Here is a 19,326-nt window from a genome sequence, read left to right on the forward strand (position 1 = left end):
AGTTGTGCGATACAACTAAATACACATTTTGTTCGAGGTGCTTGCCGTGACCCGTATCCAGTCAGACCTGATCAGCCAAGTCCGTTCGGCGTCACGCCTCATGGTGCGCGAGTTGGGGTTCATGCAAACCACGCTGGCGGCGACGGACTATTCGCCTTCGTTTGTTCACACGATCGTGGAGATTGGGGATCGGGGTTCGCTGACGGCAGGGGAGCTTGTGGAGCTTCTCGGCCTGGAAAAATCCACCGTGAGCCGGATGGTGCGCAAGCTCATTGAGGCCGGCGAGATCGAAGAAATTCCACACGAGGAGGATGCGCGCTCCAAGAAGCTGCGACTCACGGCGCAGGGCAAGAAAACCCTGCAAGCCATCGATTCGTTCGCCAGGCAACAGGTGGACGCCGCCATGGTTTATCTGACGAATGAGCAACAGCAGGCGGTGAGTGAGGGTATCGCCAACTATGCCGGTGCCCTGCAAGCTCATCGACTCGGTACAGCGCCGCAGCCCCCGGCGCAGCTGGATATCGCTAGGGGCTACCGGCCCGGAATCATCGGCCGCATTGTGCAAATGCACGCGGACTACTACGCAAGGCATTCGAACTTCGGTCAGCCGTTCGAGAGCCTGGTTGCATCAGACATGGCGGAGTTGATGGGGCGTTTGCACAATCCACGCAACGAGGTTTGGGTGGCGCTGGATGGCCAGCGAATTGTCGGTTCCATCGCGATAGACGGAGAGGGAGAGGGCGGCGAAGCGATTCTGCGCTGTTTCATTCTGGATGACTCGGCGCGAGGCAAGGGCGCAGGCAAACGCTTGTTGGCCGAAGCGATAAAGTTCTGTGACGAGCACGGTTTCTGCGCGACGCGGCTTTGGACGTTCAAAGGTCTGGATGTGGCTCGCAAACTGTATGAAGACTTTGGCTTCAAGTTGGAACAGGAGCAGGAGGGCCAGCAGTGGGGGGCAACGGTTATCGAGCAATGTTTTGTACGACCTGGCCCGGTTGCTGCGCACATTTGAGTCGGCATTTATCTAAAGCCGCTAAATGGAGTTGGCGGTACGCATTCACCAGTTGATCCTGCGTGAACGCACGATTTCGCCCGCTGGGATTGGGCAGGACCCAGACCGAGGCATCACCAAAAGTCTTTGACTGAAGCCCCCATGCAATTTCCCGTTGACCGGATAACGCGCTGTACGCAGCTTTGCCGAGAAATGCCACAAAGCGTGGCGCATGGTGCGCGATCTTTTGTTCAAAATCCGCGGCGGCAGCGGTGAATTCATGCACGGACAGCTGATCCGCTCGCGCTGTAGGCCGTTCAACCACTGCGGTTAATCCACACTGATACTGCAAGATCGTCCGGTCGTTTTCCGGGTGCACCTCTGTAGGCGTAAAGCCAGCAAGATGGAGTGTGCGCCAGAAGCGATTGCCTCGACCCGCAAAATGATGGCCCAGGGCGGCGGCAGTCACGCCCGGATTAATGCCACAAAAAATCACCGCAAGCCGTTCGGTGAGAATGTCTTCGAGTCCTTCACCCACCCTACACCTCACACACCGCACATCACGTTGACCGCATTGCGGGCAAGCTCCGTCAATTCCGTGCGGGATTTGCCCGCTCGCGCCCGTATCGAAATGCTATGCAGCAAGGATGACGCGAGTACGGCGAGGGCGGCTGGGTCAACATCGTCTTTCAACTCACCGGCGCTGACTGCCGCGCGCAGACGTGTTTCGAGATCAGCATCGAGCCTGCTGAGCCGGTCCGAAAGAATCTCACGTATTGCAGAATCCTCGACGGCTTCGGTCGTTGCTGTGCCGATTGCAAAGCAGCCACGCGGTTGCCCCTCGCCCGAGAAGTAGATCGACAACTGCCCTTCATAGAAGCCCATCAGCGCCTGCTCCAATGTCAGGTCCTTGTCTGTAAGCGCCTCCTGCATGGCAGCGGAGGCAGATTCCCAATACTGCTCAAGCGCCTTGATGTAGAGCGCGTGCTTGTCACCGAATGCCGCATAGAGGCTTGGGCGATTCATGCCGGCGGCAGTGGCGATGCTGTCCAGGGAAGCGCCGGAATATCCGGTGCTCCAGAAAACCCCAAGTGCCTGTTGCAGCGCTGTCTGTGGGTCATACGCGCGGGGACGGCCTCGGCCTTTGCCCTCTGCAATCTTATTTTGTGCCATGTCGTACAAAATCCTTGTGTGGGGATAGGTAGCTCTATATTCTTACATCATCGCACAAAATTAAGGAGCCAGAAGTTCCTGAATTTCAGGTTTGTTGTAGCGGAGCTCGAACTGGGTGTTGCGGCGACGAAACCGGCGCGGCGGAGCGATCCTCCTGACCGCACACGGGTCTGCTTTCTCACAGCAATTTTTGCCATCAGGGCCGCAGGCGATTCTCGCAGGTACTGGCCCGATTTCCCGGTTAAAGGTGTATTCGATCATGACTAAACAGTTCGACATCCCGGCTACGCAGACCTTCGAGCACGCAAGGCCTGACGCGCCCATCAAAAAACCGTTCAAGCAGAAATTTCGGCCCTTGTTGATTGTCGGTTTGCCGGTGCTCTTCGCAGCGCTGGGCTATGCCCGCTATCAAGCAGGCGAGGCGTTCATTTCGACCGATAACGCCTACGCCCGAGTGGCGAAGGCGGCGATCAACGCGCGTATTTCCGGACAAGTCGTCGAAATCGCTGTCGAGGACAACCAACCGGTTCACAAAGGCCAGATGCTGTTTCGGATCGACCCCAAACCGTTCCAGATCGCGGTCGACCGTGCACAAGCACAACTGAGCGTCGCGCGACTGCGCATCGATGGGCTCAAGGCCGGTTACCGGCAACAGCAGGCAGAACTGCAATCGGCCAAAGAGTCAGCCGATTTCGATCAGCGCGAGTTTGCCCGCAAGAAAGCGCTGGTCGCTACCGAGTTCGTCTCGCGGGCGATTTACGAACGCGCCGACACCGACCTTAAAGTTGCCCGGCAACGCATCGCGTCGATCGAACAACAGATCGCCAGCACGGTCGTCGCGTTGAGCGGTAACCCGGACATCGAAGCCGATAGCCACCCGACGGTTCGTGAGGCCAAGGCGCAGTTGGATGAGGCCCAGCTCTACCTCTCATACACGACGGTGTATGCGCCAGACGATGGCATCGTGGCCAAGGTCGACGATTTGCAGGTTGGCAACTACGTCAACAACGGTGCGCCGGCCTTTGCGTTGTTGTCCGATCGGCAGATTTGGGTCGAGGCCAACTTCCGCGAAACGCAGGTGACCCACATGCGTCCAGGCCAGGAAGCGACCATCAGCATCGATACCTATCCTGATCACGTATTCAAAGCCCACGTGACCAGCATGAGCCCTGGGGCTGGATCGGACTTTGCCTTGCTGCCGCCCGAAAATGCGACCGGCAACTGGGTCAAGGTCGTCCAGCGGGTTCCTGTGCGACTCGAACTTGATGAGGTGGATCCTGCGCTGCCACTGTTTTCGGGCACCAGCGCTACGGTCAAGGTCGATACCGGGTATCACACGCCATGGTGGCATCCGCTCAAGGCGCTGTTAACCGCAGGTAACTTCTGATGAACGCCAACCTTGCCGGACCTCAAGGTGCGGGGACATTAAGGTTCGCCGCGCTGCTCGCGACTTATATGCAGTCTGCGAACCTGCCATTGCCGAATGCGGTACTCAGGTTTATCCAAGGCAGTCTGTCGATGACTGACGACCAGGCAGGCTGGGTATTCACCTCGTACCTCGCGGCGAGCGCCATCACTATGCCGGTTGCGCAGTGGCTGGCCGGGCGTTATGGCTTGAAGCGGGTTTATCAAGCCGCGTTAGCCTGCTTCATGCTTGGCTTGCTGCTCGCCACGGTTGCGACGACTCCGCTGGAATTCGTCGGTGCGCGAGTTATTCAAGGCCTGGCGAGTGGCGTGCTGGCGCCGCTGTCGATGGCGATTTCAATGGAGACGTTGCCACTGGAGAAGCGTGCGAAATTTGGCGCGACATGGACGGCAATCGTGCTCTTCGGCATCGTCAGCGGCCCGAGCATCGGTGGTTGGGTCAGCGAACATTTTGGCTGGCGGCCGATCTTCTACATCAGCCTTCCGTTGTCGGCATTCATCTTCCTGGTGATGGCGCTTTTGCTTGCCGAGAAGAAGGCCGAGCAACGTCCGTCGTTCGATTTCTTCGGCTTCGGCAGCTTCACGCTGGGGTTGATCAGCCTGCAAATGTTGCTCGACCGCGGTGAGCGCCTGGACTGGTTTGCCTCGACCGAAATCTGGCTGGAAGCGGCGGGCTGCGCGTTGGGGCTGTACCTGTTCGCCATGCATCTGTTGAGCAAGAAGGTGCATTTCCTCAACAAGCGTCTGTTCAAGGACCGCAACTTCGTACTGTCGACGATTATCTTTTTCGCCGTGGGTTTCGTGCTGTTGTCGACCATGGCACTGACGTCGCCGATGCTGGACGAGATCCTCGGCTACCCGCCTGATACGACAGGTTCGCTGACGATACCACGCGGTGTGGGGCTGGTAGGGGCGTTCCTGTTGATGGGCCGTGTTCCCGAGCGTTTCGACCGTCGATTGTTCGTGGCGGCAGGCGTGGCCGTGGTGGTTTACGCCAATTGGTTGATGCTCGGCTATTCGCCGTTGATGGACTGGTCGCCTGTGGCGATCGCCGGTGCGATCCAGGGGATTGGCATCGGCATCTTGATGCCGTCGCTCACCAAGGTCGCGTTCAGCACGCTCGACCCCAAGTTACGTCCGGAAGGCACCGGTTTTTTCAATCTGTCGCGTGTTTACGGGAGCACCCTCGGCGTTGCGATCGTGCAGATTTTCTTCTTCAACAATACGCAAGCGATGCACCTGGCACTGGTCAGCCATTTAACGCCTTATCGCGCCGCTGCGCATGCCGCGCCAATGTCCCTGCAAGCGCTGGCGGGGCTTAACGAAATGATCACCGGCCAAGCGGCTTTTATCGCGGTGATCGACCAGTTCAAGTTGTTGATGGTGGCGATGCTGGTGGTCAGTCCACTGGTTGTCTTTCTTCGCAAGCCCGTTCCGACCAAGTAGTTTTCGTGGAGTTTGCCCAAATTAAATCCAATGCGCGCTTCATCAACAGACAGACGTTCAAAACCGCGTTCGGTGCGGTGTCGGTTCTTGTGTTCCTGACGGCCTGTACTGTCGGCCCCGATTATCAAATGCAGCCGCCGAGCTTGTCGCAGCACTACGACCAACAGGCCGAGCAGCGTCTCGGCCAGAATGGCAACCAGCCTGGCGAGCAACACATCGACCTTGGCCATAAGGTCAGCGGTGACTGGTGGACGGCCTTCCATTCGCAGAAGCTCGACAAGGTTGTACGTCGCGCCATCGAGGGCAACCTTGAGTTGGTGGCGGCGGATGCAACGATCCGGCAAGCGGCGTCTTCAGTGGCGGCGGCGGAGGGGGCGCTTTATCCGCAGGTCGACTTTGGCGCTCAAGCGGGTCGCCAGCGGGTACACAACGCGAAAGAGCCTTCGATCTCCAATTTCTACGCGATCGGGCCGCGGGTCGGTTTCGACCTTGATGCGTTCGGCGGTAACAAGCGGCGGGTCGAGCAGCAGCAAGCGTTTGCCGATTTTCAGAAGCATCGATACGAAGCGGCGTACCTGACCCTGACGGGGAATGTCGCCAGCCAGGCGTTGTTGGTGGCTTCTGCCAACGCGCAGATGGAGGCCGTCGAGAAGCTGCTCGCCAATGACGCCAAGAACCTCGACCTGGTGCGCAGGGCACACGCCAACGGCGCCACCACGCAGATCGACGTTTCGTTGGCCGAGACCCGGCTGGCGCAGGACCGCACACTGTTGCCGCCCCTCGCCCAGCAGCGTGATGCCGCGCGTCATGCGCTGTCGATTCTCACGGGCAAAGGCCCCGGCGACTGGATCGCGCCGGACTTCGATTTTGCCGAGTTCGTATTGCCGGCCAACGTGCCGGTGAGCGTGCCCTCGGAAATGGCTCACGGCCGACCGGACGTACTGCAAGCAGAGGCGGAGCTGCACATGGCCAGCGCGGCAGTCGGCATCGCGACCGCGAACCTCTATCCCCACGTGACGCTGTCCGCGTCGTTGGTACAGGCCGCGTCAGGCAATGGCGGTGCCGCGCTCTGGGGCTTGGCAGCGGGGCTGGTGGGGCCGATCTTCGATGGCGGAACGCTCAAGGCTGAGCGTCAGGCTGCCGTCGACGGCTACAAGGCGACGCTCGCCGGCTATCAGCAGACCGTCATTCAGTCGTTCGGCCAGGTCGCGGACTCGTTGCAGGCGATCAACCATGACGCCGAGCAAAACCAGGCGCAGGAAGAGGCGTTGCGCGCTGCAGAAACCAGTTTTCGGTTGAATCAGCAAGCCTATGCGCAAGGCGAGAACAGCATTCTCCAGGTGCTGGAAGCGGAACGTGCCTATGAGCAAGCGTTGCTGGGTCGAATCCGGGGGAAGACCGCGCAGTATCTCGACACGGTGCAGCTGTATGTAGCCCTCGGCGGTAATTCCGTCGGCGCGTTTGAGCAACGGATTGCCAGTCGCGAAGCACAGAACCCTTCGTATCAATAACGGCTACGGCCCCGAACATTGGAGTCAAGAGATGTCTTACGAAGCTTTTCACGATGCACTTCGCGATACCCGGTTTGCGCTGAACCACGGCTCAGGTGAAATGCCGGCCGTTGGGTTTGGCACGCTGTTCAGTGATCTCAGCGTCACCACACAAGCGGTCAAGGACGCGTTGGAAGCGGGCTTTCGCCATTTCGATTGTGCAGAGCGCTATCGCAATGAGGAGAGTGTCGGCGCTGCGATAAAAGAGATGCTGGAGGCGGGCAAGATCCGCCGGGAGGACGTGTTCATTACCACTAAACTGTGGAACACCAACCATCGTCCCGAGCGAGTCAAACCTGCTTTCAAGGCCAGTTGCCGCCGCCTCCAAGTGGGCTCTATCGACTGCTACCTGATCCATACGCCGTTTGCCTTTCAACCCGGTGAGAATCAGGACCCGAGAGACGAACAGGGTCGAGTTATCTATGACTCCGGCGTGACACTGATCGAGACCTGGAGAGCACTTGAACGCCTGGTGGATGAAGGCCGCTGCAAGGCCATCGGCTTGTCTGATATCACGCTGGAAACGTTAAAAGAGATTGTGGCAGTGGCCCGGATCAAACCTGCCGTGGTGCAGGTTGAGTCCCACCCTTATCTGCCGGAATGGGAACTGCTTGAGTTCTGCAAACAGCATGGAATCGTCCTCCTGGCGTTCGCGCCACTGGGCCATGGCATGGAGCCGAAAGTGTTGGAAGATTCCGTGATTACAGGGATCGCCAAGCGCTTGCAGAAGACTCCGGCTCAAGTGGCATTGGCCTGGTCTGTTCAGCGGGGCGTTGCTTTTCTGACCACATCCGCTACACCGAGCCATATCAAGGAGAACTTCGATATTTCCACCCTGCCGCATAGGGCGATGCTTGAGATCAAGGAAGATATTACGACCAGGGTAAGATTCAACTCGGTAGTGGAAACCGGTGTGCCTGGATTTATTCCACGGAAAAAGTGACACACGACGAGGAGGGCGGTCTTCTGTAAGGCCGCCCCCGTTATCCACGCCCTTGAGGTGAAAACGATGGACGTTTTCCAAACCATGCGGTTTTTCATTGCGGTTGCTCAGAGCGGCAGTTTTACCGCGGCAGCCGAGCTATTGGACACCACGACAACCAACGTCTCCAAAGCCGTTTCCAGTCTGGAGGCCAGGCTTCAAACCCGCCTGATTAACCGCACCACCCGACGCCTGGCGTTGACCGAAGCGGGTGCACGCTATTTGCAACGATGCGAGAGGATTCTTGATGAGGTACGTGAAGCCGAGGAGGAAGCAGGGACCGCTCACACCCGACCCGTGGGCAGGCTGAAAATTCACGCCATGTCAGCCATCGGTAATCATTACGTGATCGATGCCATTGCCAAATACAGAGAGACTCATCCCTCGGTCATGTTTGATTTGACGCTGACCAATCGGCTACCTGACTTGCTCGAGGAAGGGTATGACATGTCGATTGTTCTAGCGCGCGATCTTCCCGACTCGGGGTTTGTCGCTCAGCGACTCGGCATCACTTACAGCATTCTCTGCGCTTCGCCTGCTTATCTGAAGAAGCGCGGAATCCCGGACTCTCCAGGTTCTCTTGGTGCACATGATTGTTTGAGGATTGTTAACACGGTAATGCCGGTTGAAAACTGGGCATTTGAGGGGCCTGAAGGCGTGGAGTCAATCAACGTTCCATTGTCTCCCTTTCACATTAACACCGCTGATGGAATGACCGTCGCTATAACCAATGGGATGGGCATCGGTATTCAGCCGATTGCTTCTGCGGTCGATGGTATCAAGGCCGGCACGTTAGTGCGCGTGCTGCCAGAGTATCGTCTTGAAGAGTTAAATTTGTTTGCGATATACCCATCACGAAAATTCGTGGATGCGAAAATAAAGACATGGGTAGAGTTTCTTAAAGATTACATCCCAGGCATGTTGGCAGCCGATGACAAAATCGCAGGCTCAACAAAAAACGTTCACAGGGTTTGAGCTCGCTGGCACCGCAGGCATGGAGTGTCGACCCTCCATCGTCCGCACAGTACTCAACCGTTTGAACATCCAGTGCCCATGACTTGATACTGCATGACATGCTGTTGATCGTGGGAGTCTTCATACGTCATTTGCACCGGGACCGGTTTGCACTCGTCCGCAATCGCGGTGATGTTAATGACTTTCTTAATGTCGAGCTTCGTTTCGTACGTGTAGATTTCAACAGGTGTTTTGCTGGTCGCGTTAGTTGAATGGCCATCGTCTGCAAAGGCGTGTGCGCCTATACCGGCAAGCGCAAGAAGAACCGCAATTTTTAAAGTTTTCATTATCTTCACCGTATCGTCCAAGGTTTACTCTGGGGTCGAGATGATCGTAAAGCTCATCTCGGATTCTCGAGTTGCTACCTCGTGAGCTAATGGATGCTTACTCCATTTGCTCACTGGGTAGAGACGATGCTAAGTGTTTAACCTTCCTTCAAATAGCGGCCCGATGGACAAACACTGTTGCCGGATTTCGCATGAATGGCCCAAAGATCGCAGCCTGCGGCAGCTCCTACATCGACCGTGTGCAACCACGATGCAACGGGTGTACCTAACCTCTGTAGGAGCTGGCGAAGCCTGCGATCTTTGCTATTTTTTGCCAACCGACAATGGCGGGGTGCGAGGCGGGATCAAGCGTTTCGTCCCTGTCGACTCGAATGCCGAAGCCAGGCGAAGCAGCGTCGAATCGTCATAGGCACGACCGGCAAATGTCAGCCCGACGGGCATGCCGATGTCCGGCATGACGCCCATCGGCACCGTGACTGTGGGAACACCCAGGTGGCGGATGGCGAGATTGCCGTTGGCGACCCATACCCCGTTACTCCAAGCGATATCCGCAGACGTCGGATCGACATCGGCATTCGCCGGCCCGACGTCGGCTACCGTCGGGAAGATCACCGCGTCGAGTCCCAGCCGATCCATCCAGTCTTCCAGATCGATTCGGCGCGTCTGTTCCAGTCCGCGCAATCCATCAGGCAGCGTGTCGATCTGATCCCACGGCGTAATGCCGCGTTCGGCCATCCGCACATACTCGTCCATGCCCGCGGCAAGATCGCCCTCGCGGTTGGGTAGAGTCCCCGGGTCGTGTGGAAAAATCAGCGGCCCGTTCACGTCGACCAGGCGATTCAGTTTTGGATCGCCATTGGCCCGCAGAAAATCATCGAACGCCCAAGCCGTCAGATCCCACAATTCATGGTGCATGAACTCTTCGGACACCAGACCCCGGTTGAACACCGTCGGTGCACCAGGACGATCGCCCTCGCAATTGGAGACCAGCGGGAAATCGACCTCGAGCACTTCAGCACCGGCCGCTTCGAGTGCCTTGCGCGCCGCCTCCCAAAGCCCGATCACGGAGGGGCGGGTGTTGATGCGCTGGCCCGTCGGGCCACCAATGCCAGGCGCATCGCTGGTGCCCGCGTCGGGATCGGCGTTGATGTACATGCGAGGCACGCCGAAGCGCTTTCCTTTGAGCGCATCGCTTTTCGCGGCCAGCGATCCGTAGGAAGCGGGACGCACCGAAGCGACACTCGGAATTGGCACCCAAGGTTGCATCCGCCATAGATCACCGCGTGTGTCGGGATCATCGGCCACCACCACATCGAGCACCTCGAGCAGGTCCGCCATCGTCCTGGCATACGGCACGACCACGTCCATCGTCGGCGTCAACGGCCAGTTGCCGCGCACCGAGATCACTCCGCGCGAAGGCGTATAGGCGCACAGGCCATTGTTCGAGGCAGGGCCACGTCCGCTCGACCAGGTTTCTTCCGCCAGGCCGAATGCCGAGAAACTGGCGGCGGTTGCGGTACCGGCGCCGTTCGATGAGCCCGAGGCGAAAGGTGCGGTGAGGTAGTCGGCGTTGTACGGACTCTCGGCACGGCCATACACGCCGCGCTGCATGCCGCCGTTGGCCATCGGCGGCATATTGGTCTTGCCCAGGCAGATCGCCCCGGCGGCGCGAAGCCGTTCGATGGTGAACGCATCGCGATAAGCAATCAGGTTGGCGAAGGCAGGACTTCCAGAAGCTGCGGTCAGCCCCTTCACCAGATAACTGTCCTTGGCCGTGTAGGGGATGCCATCGAGTGGCCCCAACGTCTCGCCCCTGGCCCGACGAGCATCGGACGCCTGCGCTTCCTTGAGCGCATCGGGGTTGCGAACCACCACCGCATTGAGGGCGGTGGGCGTGTCGGCGCTGTCGTAGGCGTCGATCCGGGCGAGATAGGCCTGGACCAGCTCAACCGCTGTGGTCTGGCCGGATTCGAGCGCAGCACGCAGCTCGGCAATGGAAACCTCGGTGACCTCGATCATGCTGTTACCACCGGCCCGGTAAGGACATCACTTCTCTCAAAACGGGTACTCGAATGGCGTTCGCCAGAAATAGCCACACCAACTTTTACAACGTGTACGCAGGTCATTATCAGCGCCTCGAAAATTGCTCACCGGTGAGAAGGATAACTGAAGTCCGCTTCTGCCATGGAGCCTTGATGCTGTCCGGCACAGCGGGACGGAGGTCATTCGGGAGCCAAATCGCCGTACCAGTAAGCCGCCGTGACGCCGCCATCCATCAGAAAATCGCTGCCGGTAATGAACGTGCCCTCAGGTCCCATCAGCAGCGCGCCCAAGGCGCCCACCTCATCCGGCGTGCCGCCGCGTCCTGCCGCGCTCAGTTCGATCATGCGCCGGTAACCCTCACCGCGTGGGCCGCTCAATTCGTCCCGCGCCAGCGGTGTAAAGATGATCCCCGGGCTGATCGTATTGACCCGCGCACCGCGTTTGCCCCAGCGCACCGCTTCAGCCATGACTCGCAACGAGTTACCACGCTTGGAAATCTGGTAAGCATTCAAAGGATCGGTGACTTGATCGGCTTGCAGCATCGGGAGCGCGAGCAGATCGTCCACCGGGGTGGTTGCCAGCGCTTTGTTTTGTTCAGCGCTCAACGCGGGCAAGCGGTGGCCGGATTGTGATGCGATCACAATCGCGGAGCCGCCTTCGGCGATGACGTTGCCGAACTCCTCAAGCACAACTGCCGTGCCATATAAATCAACTCGCAAAATGGTGGCAGCCGGCGCCTGGGAGGGTGAAACCCCTGCGGCGTGAATGACACCGGTGATGCTTCCAATGGCCGTCGCGGTCTGCACCAGCGCCTGCACCGATTCACGAGAAGAGACGTCTACGATGGCTGTGGTGACCTCGAATCCTGCATCAAACAAGACCTTTGCCGCTGCGTCGGCGTTCTCCTGCCGCAGATCCGCCAGTACAACATGCTTACCGGCACTGACTCTGCGGGCAATGGCCTGGCCGATTGAGCCGGCGCCAATAACGACAATCACCTTCGTAAGATTTTTCATGGGTCTATCTCTCATCAGGTTGAAATGGACTAAACCGGTTGATGGCATAATCGTCGAAGGTTCATAACCAGGGCGTATAAATGACCACTGAAAGCTACGACCAACTCGCGATCTTCGCGGCCGTGGCACAGGAGCGCAGTTTCACCCGCGCCGCTGCCAGGCTCGGCATGTCGCAGCCCGCCTTGAGCCGGGCCATGCGTCAGTTGGAGGAACGACTGGGCGTCAGGTTGCTTGCGCGCACCACTCGAAGCGTTTCCCCCACGGAAGCGGGCGAACATTTGCTGCAGGTGATCGCCCCCAGGTTCGAAGAAATCAACAGCGAGTTGGCACTGCTCAGCGAGTTCCGCGACAAGCCGGCAGGCAAACTGCGCATCACGGCCGGCGAGCATTCCGCGATCACGATCCTGCAACCGGTGCTCGCGAAGCTGCTGCCCGACAATCCCGATCTCAACATTGAGATCATTGTGGACTACGGCCTGACCGACATCGTGGCGGAAGGCTTCGATGCCGGTGTCCGCCTGGGTGAGCAGGTCGCCAAGGACATGATCGCGGTGCGCATCGGCCCCGACATGCGGATGGCGGTTGTCGGCTCCCCGGAGTATTTCGCCCGCCACCCGCGGCCAAAAGTCCCGAGCGATCTGATGCAGCACAACTGCATCAACCTGCGCATGCCGACTTACGGCGGCATCTTCTCCTGGGAGTTTGAGAAGAAGGGACAAGCACTGAAAGTGCGCGTCGAGGGCCAACTGGTGTTCAACAACATCGCCATGCGCCTGGATGCCGCTCTCAAGGGGCTGGGGCTGACCTACATGCCGGAAGACCTGGTGCAGACACATATCGCGCAGGGTCGGTTGATTCGCGTGCTGGCGGATTGGTGCGAACCGTTTTCGGGATATCACCTTTACTATCCAAGCCGTCGCCAGAGTTCTCCCGCCTTTACGTTGTTGCGCGATGCCCTGCGTTACGCGGGTTGATTCCTGACTCACGGCTGCCCGGCAGTTCTAGCCAGCGCCTCGCGGGCACGCTGGGCTGCATCGGCATCGCCGTGATCGGCCAGCACCCGGATCAGCTGACGCAATTGCGCAGCGCTCAGACCGACCCTCATGCTGGCGGCCATGTGCGAACGCAGTTGCGGCTCCACGCCGGGGGTGGCGGCCAGTGCTCCGACGGTAGCCAGCTCGCGACTTTGCCAATCCAGGTTATCGCGCTCGAAGATCTCGCCGAACAAATGCGCCTGCAGGTACTGGTTGATAACGGGGGCGAAGTCGAACAGCGGGCCCTGGACGGGCGCGCCCGCAATGCGCGTCTGGTTAGCCTTGCCCACCGCCAGCAGTTCGTCGCCGCTAGGAATCACACTAGCGGGTTCGCGCCCCGGGGCGTCCTGGAGGCCGCGTTGTTTGCGTTCCTCCAGCACCTTCATCAGCTCGCCGAGTGCGTTGAGACTGCGCGGAAAGCCGACATAGGCATAGAGTTGCACCAGGATTTCCTTCGCCTCGCTGACGCTCAGGCCCGCATCCAGCCCTTGGTTCAAAGCGGTATTGAGCCTGGGCATGTTGCTCGTGGCCATGAAAGCCGCAATCAACGGGATGGACTGCTGCTTGGCGGACAGCACCTCGGAAGCGGGTAGTTCGGCGGACATTGCTTGCGGCTTCACCGGACTTTGCGCATTGGATGGGTCATCGGTGACTTTCTCCAGCCATTGCACGCTTTTACCATCCACCACGCCGGTCACGGCCAAATGGGTCATGGCGCTCGTCGGTGCGGCACCGTGCCAATGCTTGACGCCCGGAGGGCAGACGATCACGTCTCCCGGATGGATTTCCTGCACGGGTTTGCCCCATTCCTGCGTCAGCCCCACGCCGGAAACCACCACCAATCGCTGTCCTGCGGGATGGGTATGCCAGGCCGAGCGCGCGCCCGGTTCGAAGGTGACGTAGGCGCCGGATGCACTGATTTCGCCGCTGGCGGGAAACAACGGATCGACACGCACGCGTCCGGAGAAATAATCCGCCGGTCCCGCTGCCGAAGCCTGGGTACCGGTGCGGCTGATCTGCTGGGCGGCCAAGGATTCGCCGGCAGTGTCCGGTTGGCTGGCCGCGCTGGCGAAGGGCGTCGCGGCGCACACTGCGATCCCGAAAAGGGTTTTGTTCATGATCACGGTTCCTTGCTCAGGTCAGAGTGTTCTGGCGTAAAACGCAGTCAACTTGCCCATTGCTGCGTCCACATACGCGGGTACCCAATAGGTTTCGATGTGGGTTGCGCCATCGATCTTGAACAACTCCTTGTCCTTCGTGCCGGTAGCCTTGGCGAACGCATCCTCGGTCATGTACAGGCTGTCAGCCTTGCTGCCGGCGATCATCAGCAGCGGCTGCCGGATCAGTTCAATCTGGTCGGTGGCGTCGAAGCGCATCAAGTCCAGCAAACTGCTCATGGTGTACTTAAAGGTCGAATTGGGATGCGCATGCGTCTTCCAGTAATACTCGTAACCTTGGCGATACAGATCGAACGGCAATTTGGCGATCTGCTCATCCGTCAGGTTGGCATCCCCGGCATAGAGAATTTCCCCGCCAGCAGCTTCCTGGGCTCGGGCAGCGGAAGCCTGCTCCAGGCGTTGCTGGACAGTGTCCAGTTGCGAATCGTTGTAGCCATTGCGACGAACCCGTCCGGAGTTGAACATGCTCACCGTCGCAATCGACTTGAATCGCTTGTCGGTTTTCGCCGCGGCCAGCGAGTAGCCGCCACCGCCACAAATGCCGAGCAAGCCCAGATGCGCGCTGTCGACGCCTGGATAGCGGGCGATGAAGTCCGCCATGCCATGGATGTCCTCGATGCGGTAGGCGGGTTTGTCGACGTTGCGCGGCTGACCGCCACTGGCCCCCTGATACGCGGCATCCGCGGCGATCGTGATGTAGCCCTGTTCCGCCAATCGCTGGGCATACAGACCGGCGACCTGTTCCTTCACCCCGCCATTGGGATGCGCCACGACGACGGCGTGGTATTTCTTCCCCGAGTCATAGTTCGCGGGGGTGTAAACGTTGGCGGCAATCTCCAGGCCGTTGAGCGTGTACGTGACCGGGCGGATGTTGACCTTGCCCGGTTCGTTCTTGGTAATCGCGCCGCCGTAGGTCAACGTGAAAGGATTCTGCTTGTAGTCCGCGGCCTCAACCTCGGCTGCCGAAATCCCGACCATGGCGGCGAGGAGGGTGGCCTTTATCGTTGTTCGCATCGTATGAGTACTCCTGCTGTTTCCTGTTTCTGAAGGGCACGGCAGCCATCGCCGTGCTCGTAGTCAATCCAGATGTTTCTCTGCAAGGAATTTCGAAACCAGATCCGCGATCTCGACGTTGTTGAGGTCCGAGAACGGGAAGTGGGTATTGCCCTTGATCCCGATCTCCGGCAAATGGATGAGCGTTACGTCACCGCCATGGCGATTCACCGTATCGCGCCACAGGCGCGCCATCTCGAGCCGGGCGCGCCAGCTGTCTTGTGCCGGTAAACGAACCGGTTTGGCGGGGATGTTGTCGCCATAGAAGATGACGATGGGGATGCGGGTCAGCGCTTCGAATTGCGCCGTCGAGACGACATGGGCCGAGAGAGTGTCGAACGCGCTGGGAATCGGCGCGGGAACCTCTCCCTCTGGAAACACGAAGCTGCTGCCCGGCTCGAACGCCACGATGGCCCGCACATTGCGGTTCTTGATCGCCGTCAGCCAACCGGGCCCGCCACCTTGCGAGTGGGTGAACAGGATGGCGGGGCCAGTTTTTTCCAGCAGGGCGGATACACCATCGGACACGACCTCAATGTCGTAGGGGCCGGTGTTGGGCGCCATCGAACGGAAGAATTGCTCCTGCGCTTCCTGCCCACGCGGAAACTGGCTGCCCTCGAAAGTGTCAGGCCACAGACCGATGCGGAACTGGTTGAACCACATCTGCTCGTCGGCAACCGGTTTGATTGTCGTTTCAACCAGGCTGCGACCTGCATCGCCACGCCGTGGCTGGTCGATCAGATACGTGGAGAAGCGGCGACGCAGGAAGATGTTCTGGAACCCTTCACGTCCATCGGCCGTCGTCTCCCAAGACTTCGCGGACTGTCCGGCGCCATGCCACATGACGATCGGGAGCGGACGTGCGTCAACCGGGACCTGGTAGAACGCATACACATGGTCGCCATGGTAGCTCTGGCCGTCGGGCTTCATGGGTTGGTAAGGATCAAAGACACCCGGCTGAGCGATCAGCCCACCGCCGGCAAACAGGCTTCCCTGATCCTTGATGACCAGCGGACTGCGATCATCCGCACCAGCGACCGCACCGGTGCACAGCGCGAAACAAAGGGTGCCCGCCCGGGCTGCTGCAGGCATGCACTTGCGGAGGATGTCTGGGGTCATGGATGGCTCTCGACTTGAAATCGCAGAGCAGCAACTTACCCTTGGGCCATTGATTGATAAATGGCGCTAATCGTATAGGACTGATATCAAAATCACATAAGTGTGGTGTGTACCAAAAAAAGCGAGGTGCTCAGCACCCCGCTTTTTGGGGCTGTCGGGCTCAGCTCCCAGCCTGTTTATTCAACGCCTCCTCAGCCGCGGCGATTTCTGCCTGACGCTTGATGATCATCTCGCCCACGGGCGGGCCCTGGAAACGTCGGGCTTCGAAGGCGAACCAGATGATTGCTGTCAGAATCAGAAAACCGATGGTGATGTACAACGCCCACTCGTTCGGCGGCTGGATGCCGATGATGAAGATCAGCACCATCGAGAGGATCGAGAGGATGGCGAACAACGAGTACAGCGCGCGTCCCATGTTCCACGGTCCCATGTGTGGCCACTTCGAGGTCCCGTAGGTAAACAGGCCCAGCACGATGGGAATGATGAAAGAGAAGAACAGGAAGATCACTGTGCAGGACACCACGATCGTGTACACCGGCGTTTCGCCGATCGACACCAGCGACGATCCCCAGACGAACAGTACCGCGAGGGTGGCACCGGTCCAGATCGCCGCCACCGGGCTGCGATGGGTCGGTGAGACCGAGGCCAGTGCTTTGGAGAAGGGCAGGCCGCCGTCGCGGGAGAACGCGAAGATCATGCGTGAGACCGAGGTCACGGTCGCCAGCCCGCAGAGGAACTGCGAGATGAAAATCGCTACGTAAAGCGCCATCTTGATCGCCGGGTTCACCTGGGTGTCCATCGCCCAGAAGAACACATTCCAGCCCTGTTTGGCGGCTTCGTCCATGCTCGGCAACATCAGTACGAACGAGCAGAGCATGACCCAGCCGAACAGCAACGACCAGGCCACCGACATGACCATCCCCAGTGGCACCGACAGCGCGGCCTGCCGGGTTTCTTCGGAAGTGTGCGCGGAGGCGTCATAGCCGGTGATGGTGTAGATCGGCAAGAGCAGGCCGAGCATGAAAATCCAGCCGTTCGACACCTGTGGCCAGACAGCGCCGCCGGCTGCGCCGGAATAGTTGCTGAAGGTCACCAGCCGGATGAACTCATAGCTGGGCGCGGCGATCAGGCAGACGACGGTCAGTGCGATTGCCGTGGCGAAAATCAGATAGCCCGAGAAGTCGGTGAGCTTGGCGGTCAGGCCGATGCCGAAGTGGTTACACAAGGCCTGGATGCCGGTCAGGATCGCCAGGAAAATGATCCGTGTGGTGATCGTGTCTTGCATGCCCAGGGTCGGTCCGAAGGCACCGAAAAAGAAGTAATAGGTGCCGACGTTGATCGCGCCAAGCACCGTGACCAGCCCCAACAAGTTGAACCAGGCCGTCAGCCAGCCGGTGAAGCGGTTACCGAGAATCGAGCCCCAGTGATAGAGGCCGCCGGCGGTTGGGTAGGCCGAGGAAATCTGCGCCATGGCCAAGGCGAAAACCCCGGAGATCAGGCAGCCCAGTGGCCAGCCGATACCGATGGCCGCGCCGCCCGCACCCGAGGTGCCCTGTGCGAGCGAGTTGATGCCACCCGAGAGGATGCAGATGATCGAAAAGGAAATGGCGAAGTTGGAGAACACGCCCATGCGTCGCGAGAGTTGCTGGGCATAGCCCATGCTGTGCAACACCTTGAGGTCGTCGTCTTGTGGCGCGGTGGCGCCGGGTTGGCTTACAGGACTCATAATGTGTGCCTTGTCAGGTTTGATACACATCCATCCGCGTAGTGCGTTGCCGAATGGGACTGTCTTCAACCCCCTGTCTTACTGCTCCTGCGTCTAATGGATAAAACCCATCCATGCTGTGGCCGTTCTAAAGACGGCCGTGATAAGCCGCTTCGAAGATTTCTGCCGCGCCATTGCGTGTCAATGGCAGCGGATTACCGCCGGCGCAGGGGTCGACAATCGCCATGTCGGCAATCAGGTCGGCCTGTTGATCATCCACCCCCAGCTCCATCAGCGTATGCGGCACGCCGATGTCCTTGCGCAGCTTGAGGACGAAGGCCATAAAGCTGTCGAAGCCCGGGGAGGGCAGGCGCAGGTACGCCGCCAGACGGGTAATGCGCTCCTCAATGGCCGGGCGATTGAACTTCAGCACATAAGGCATGAAGGTGGCATTGGTCATGCCGTGGTGGGTGTCGTACAGGGCGCCCACCGGATGCGAGAGGGCGTGCATGCCTCCCAGACCTTTCTGGAACGCAGTGGCGCCCATCGCCGCAGCCGCCAGCATTTGCGCGCGCGCGTCGAGATCGGAAGGGGTGTGTACCGCCCGCACCAGGGCATTGGCCACCAGGCGCATGCCTTCCACTGCGATGCCTTCGGCCATGGGATGAAAGCCGGGAGCGCAGTAGGATTCCAGGCAATGGGAAAACGCGTCCATGCCGGTGCCGGCGGTGACCTTGGCCGGCATGCCGACGGTGAGGGCGGGGTCGCTGATGACCACCCGCGGCATCATCTTCGGGTGGAAAATGATGCGTTTGGTGTGCGTGCGCTCGTCGATGATCACCGCCGCACGACCCACTTCGGAACCGGTGCCCGCAGTAGTCGGCACCGCGATGATCGGGGCGATGCTGCTTTCGTCGGCGCGTGTCCAGTAGTCGCCGATGTCTTCGAAATCCCACACCGGTCGGGTCTGGCCGCTCATGAACGCGATGAGCTTGCCCATGTCCAGGCCGCTGCCACCGCCGAACGCCACCACGCCGTCATGTTTGCCGTCGCGCCAGGCGTCGAGCCCACCCGCCAGGTTGGCTTCAACCGGATTGGGTTTGAGGTCGCAGAACAATGCGACACCGAGGCCGGCGGCGCGCAAGGATTCCAGCGCCGCCGTGGTGATCGGCGCGCGCGCCAGGCCGCTGTCGGTGACCAGCAACGGTCGCTGGATCCCTTGACTGCGGCAGATATCGGCCAGCTCGGCGATGCGACCGACGCCGAAGCGGATGCTCGTGGGGTAATTCCAGTTCGCGGTCAGGCTCATG

At 59.6% G+C, this 19,326-nt stretch carries 17 protein-coding genes; 7 read left to right on the forward strand and 10 right to left on the reverse strand.

Going from position 1 to position 19,326, the window contains the following annotated elements:
- Positions 1 to 100: 100 nt before the first annotated feature.
- The gene (locus AC1RO5_RS03590) at positions 101 to 1,012 is read left to right on the forward strand and encodes a bifunctional helix-turn-helix transcriptional regulator/GNAT family N-acetyltransferase (protein WP_493173216.1); all 912 of its coding nucleotides are present in this window, start codon (positions 101 to 103) and stop codon (positions 1,010 to 1,012) included.
- Here the strand turns inward: AC1RO5_RS03590 and mug are convergent.
- Together mug and AC1RO5_RS03600 are read right to left on the reverse strand one after the other, a co-directional pair.
- Positions 963 to 1,529 (reverse strand): G/U mismatch-specific DNA glycosylase, encoded by a 567-nt coding sequence (gene mug, locus AC1RO5_RS03595; RefSeq protein ID WP_493172797.1) that lies wholly within the window; start codon positions 1,527 to 1,529, stop codon positions 963 to 965. The genes AC1RO5_RS03590 and mug overlap by 50 nt on opposite strands.
- Positions 1,530 to 1,537: 8 nt before the next feature.
- Positions 1,538 to 2,164 (reverse strand): TetR/AcrR family transcriptional regulator, encoded by a 627-nt coding sequence (locus tag AC1RO5_RS03600; protein WP_493172799.1) that lies wholly within the window; start codon positions 2,162 to 2,164, stop codon positions 1,538 to 1,540.
- A 259-nt stretch (positions 2,165 to 2,423) separates the two neighbouring features.
- On the opposite strand from AC1RO5_RS03600, the gene AC1RO5_RS03605 reads away from it, so the two are divergent.
- The 5 genes from AC1RO5_RS03605 to AC1RO5_RS03625 all read left to right on the forward strand — a co-directional run bounded on the left by AC1RO5_RS03605 (position 2,424) and on the right by AC1RO5_RS03625 (position 8,542).
- Positions 2,424 to 3,551, forward strand: coding sequence for an HlyD family secretion protein (locus tag AC1RO5_RS03605; RefSeq protein ID WP_493172801.1), 1,128 nt, complete (start codon positions 2,424 to 2,426; stop codon positions 3,549 to 3,551).
- Positions 3,551 to 5,035 (forward strand): DHA2 family efflux MFS transporter permease subunit, encoded by a 1,485-nt coding sequence (locus AC1RO5_RS03610; protein ID WP_493172803.1) that lies wholly within the window; start codon positions 3,551 to 3,553, stop codon positions 5,033 to 5,035. The genes AC1RO5_RS03605 and AC1RO5_RS03610 overlap by 1 nt, the downstream gene beginning before the upstream one ends.
- A 20-nt stretch (positions 5,036 to 5,055) precedes the next feature.
- A complete protein-coding gene (locus AC1RO5_RS03615; RefSeq protein WP_493173218.1) occupies positions 5,056 to 6,546 on the forward strand; it encodes an efflux transporter outer membrane subunit in 1,491 nt (496 codons plus the stop codon).
- A gap of 31 nt (positions 6,547 to 6,577) precedes the next feature.
- A complete protein-coding gene (locus tag AC1RO5_RS03620) occupies positions 6,578 to 7,528 on the forward strand; it encodes an aldo/keto reductase (protein WP_493172805.1) in 951 nt (316 codons plus the stop codon).
- Between the two features lie 66 nt (positions 7,529 to 7,594).
- Positions 7,595 to 8,542 carry a LysR family transcriptional regulator gene (locus tag AC1RO5_RS03625; protein ID WP_493172807.1) on the forward strand — a complete coding sequence of 316 codons (948 nt, stop codon included), beginning with the start codon at positions 7,595 to 7,597 and terminating at the stop codon, positions 8,540 to 8,542.
- 53 nt (positions 8,543 to 8,595) lie between these two features.
- Here AC1RO5_RS03625 and AC1RO5_RS03630 read toward each other — a convergent pair whose 3' ends face one another.
- From AC1RO5_RS03630 to AC1RO5_RS03640, 3 genes are all read right to left on the reverse strand, one after another.
- The gene (locus AC1RO5_RS03630) at positions 8,596 to 8,868 is read right to left on the reverse strand and encodes a DUF2790 domain-containing protein (protein ID WP_493172809.1); all 273 of its coding nucleotides are present in this window, start codon (positions 8,866 to 8,868) and stop codon (positions 8,596 to 8,598) included.
- 303 nt (positions 8,869 to 9,171) lie between these two features.
- Positions 9,172 to 10,887 carry an amidase gene (locus AC1RO5_RS03635; RefSeq protein ID WP_493172811.1) on the reverse strand — a complete coding sequence of 572 codons (1,716 nt, stop codon included), beginning with the start codon at positions 10,885 to 10,887 and terminating at the stop codon, positions 9,172 to 9,174.
- A 203-nt stretch (positions 10,888 to 11,090) separates the two neighbouring features.
- Complete coding sequence (locus AC1RO5_RS03640) at positions 11,091 to 11,927, reverse strand: SDR family oxidoreductase (protein WP_493172813.1); 837 nt, start codon at positions 11,925 to 11,927, stop codon at positions 11,091 to 11,093.
- Between the two features lie 80 nt (positions 11,928 to 12,007).
- Between AC1RO5_RS03640 and AC1RO5_RS03645 the strand changes: the two genes are divergently transcribed.
- The gene (locus AC1RO5_RS03645) at positions 12,008 to 12,901 is read left to right on the forward strand and encodes a LysR family transcriptional regulator (protein ID WP_493172816.1); all 894 of its coding nucleotides are present in this window, start codon (positions 12,008 to 12,010) and stop codon (positions 12,899 to 12,901) included.
- A gap of 8 nt (positions 12,902 to 12,909) precedes the next feature.
- Here the strand turns inward: AC1RO5_RS03645 and AC1RO5_RS03650 are convergent, their stop codons facing one another.
- From AC1RO5_RS03650 to AC1RO5_RS03670, 5 genes are all read right to left on the reverse strand, one after another.
- Positions 12,910 to 14,079, reverse strand: a complete 1,170-nt coding sequence (locus tag AC1RO5_RS03650) for a (R)-mandelonitrile lyase (protein WP_493172817.1) — start codon at positions 14,077 to 14,079, stop codon at positions 12,910 to 12,912.
- A gap of 21 nt (positions 14,080 to 14,100) precedes the next feature.
- Entirely contained in the window at positions 14,101 to 15,153 is a 1,053-nt protein-coding gene (locus AC1RO5_RS03655) for an alpha/beta hydrolase (RefSeq protein ID WP_493172819.1), read from the reverse strand.
- A 63-nt stretch (positions 15,154 to 15,216) separates the two neighbouring features.
- On the reverse strand, positions 15,217 to 16,311 hold the full coding sequence (locus AC1RO5_RS03660) for an alpha/beta hydrolase (protein ID WP_493172821.1): 1,095 nt from the start codon (positions 16,309 to 16,311) through the stop codon (positions 15,217 to 15,219).
- 160 nt (positions 16,312 to 16,471) lie between these two features.
- Positions 16,472 to 18,037, reverse strand: a complete 1,566-nt coding sequence (locus tag AC1RO5_RS03665) for an amino acid permease (protein WP_493172823.1) — start codon at positions 18,035 to 18,037, stop codon at positions 16,472 to 16,474.
- Between the two features lie 127 nt (positions 18,038 to 18,164).
- A complete protein-coding gene (locus AC1RO5_RS03670; protein WP_493172825.1) occupies positions 18,165 to 19,325 on the reverse strand; it encodes an iron-containing alcohol dehydrogenase in 1,161 nt (386 codons plus the stop codon).
- Between the last annotated feature and the right edge of the window lies 1 nt (position 19,326).

It is taken from the genome of Pseudomonas sp. GW822-FHT02G04 (assembly GCF_058802085.1).

Bases quoted from the DNA above. Each gene is read 5' to 3' on its own strand.
- AC1RO5_RS03590 (WP_493173216.1), top strand. From the start codon at position 101: ATGGTGCGCGAGTTGGGGTTCATGCAAACCACGCTGGCGGCGACGGAC.
- AC1RO5_RS03600 (WP_493172799.1), bottom strand. From the start codon at position 2,164: ATGGCACAAAATAAGATTGCAGAGGGCAAAGGCCGAGGCCGTCCCCGC.
- AC1RO5_RS03605 (WP_493172801.1), top strand. From the start codon at position 2,424: ATGACTAAACAGTTCGACATCCCGGCTACGCAGACCTTCGAGCACGCA.
- AC1RO5_RS03610 (WP_493172803.1), top strand. From the start codon at position 3,551: ATGAACGCCAACCTTGCCGGACCTCAAGGTGCGGGGACATTAAGGTTC.
- AC1RO5_RS03620 (WP_493172805.1), top strand. From the start codon at position 6,578: ATGTCTTACGAAGCTTTTCACGATGCACTTCGCGATACCCGGTTTGCG.
- AC1RO5_RS03625 (WP_493172807.1), top strand. From the start codon at position 7,595: ATGGACGTTTTCCAAACCATGCGGTTTTTCATTGCGGTTGCTCAGAGC.
- AC1RO5_RS03630 (WP_493172809.1), bottom strand. From the start codon at position 8,868: ATGAAAACTTTAAAAATTGCGGTTCTTCTTGCGCTTGCCGGTATAGGC.
- AC1RO5_RS03635 (WP_493172811.1), bottom strand. From the start codon at position 10,887: ATGATCGAGGTCACCGAGGTTTCCATTGCCGAGCTGCGTGCTGCGCTC.
- AC1RO5_RS03640 (WP_493172813.1), bottom strand. From the start codon at position 11,927: ATGAAAAATCTTACGAAGGTGATTGTCGTTATTGGCGCCGGCTCAATC.
- AC1RO5_RS03645 (WP_493172816.1), top strand. From the start codon at position 12,008: ATGACCACTGAAAGCTACGACCAACTCGCGATCTTCGCGGCCGTGGCA.
- AC1RO5_RS03650 (WP_493172817.1), bottom strand. From the start codon at position 14,079: ATGAACAAAACCCTTTTCGGGATCGCAGTGTGCGCCGCGACGCCCTTC.
- AC1RO5_RS03655 (WP_493172819.1), bottom strand. From the start codon at position 15,153: ATGCGAACAACGATAAAGGCCACCCTCCTCGCCGCCATGGTCGGGATT.
- AC1RO5_RS03660 (WP_493172821.1), bottom strand. From the start codon at position 16,311: ATGACCCCAGACATCCTCCGCAAGTGCATGCCTGCAGCAGCCCGGGCG.
- AC1RO5_RS03665 (WP_493172823.1), bottom strand. From the start codon at position 18,037: ATGAGTCCTGTAAGCCAACCCGGCGCCACCGCGCCACAAGACGACGAC.
- AC1RO5_RS03670 (WP_493172825.1), bottom strand. From the start codon at position 19,325: ATGAGCCTGACCGCGAACTGGAATTACCCCACGAGCATCCGCTTCGGC.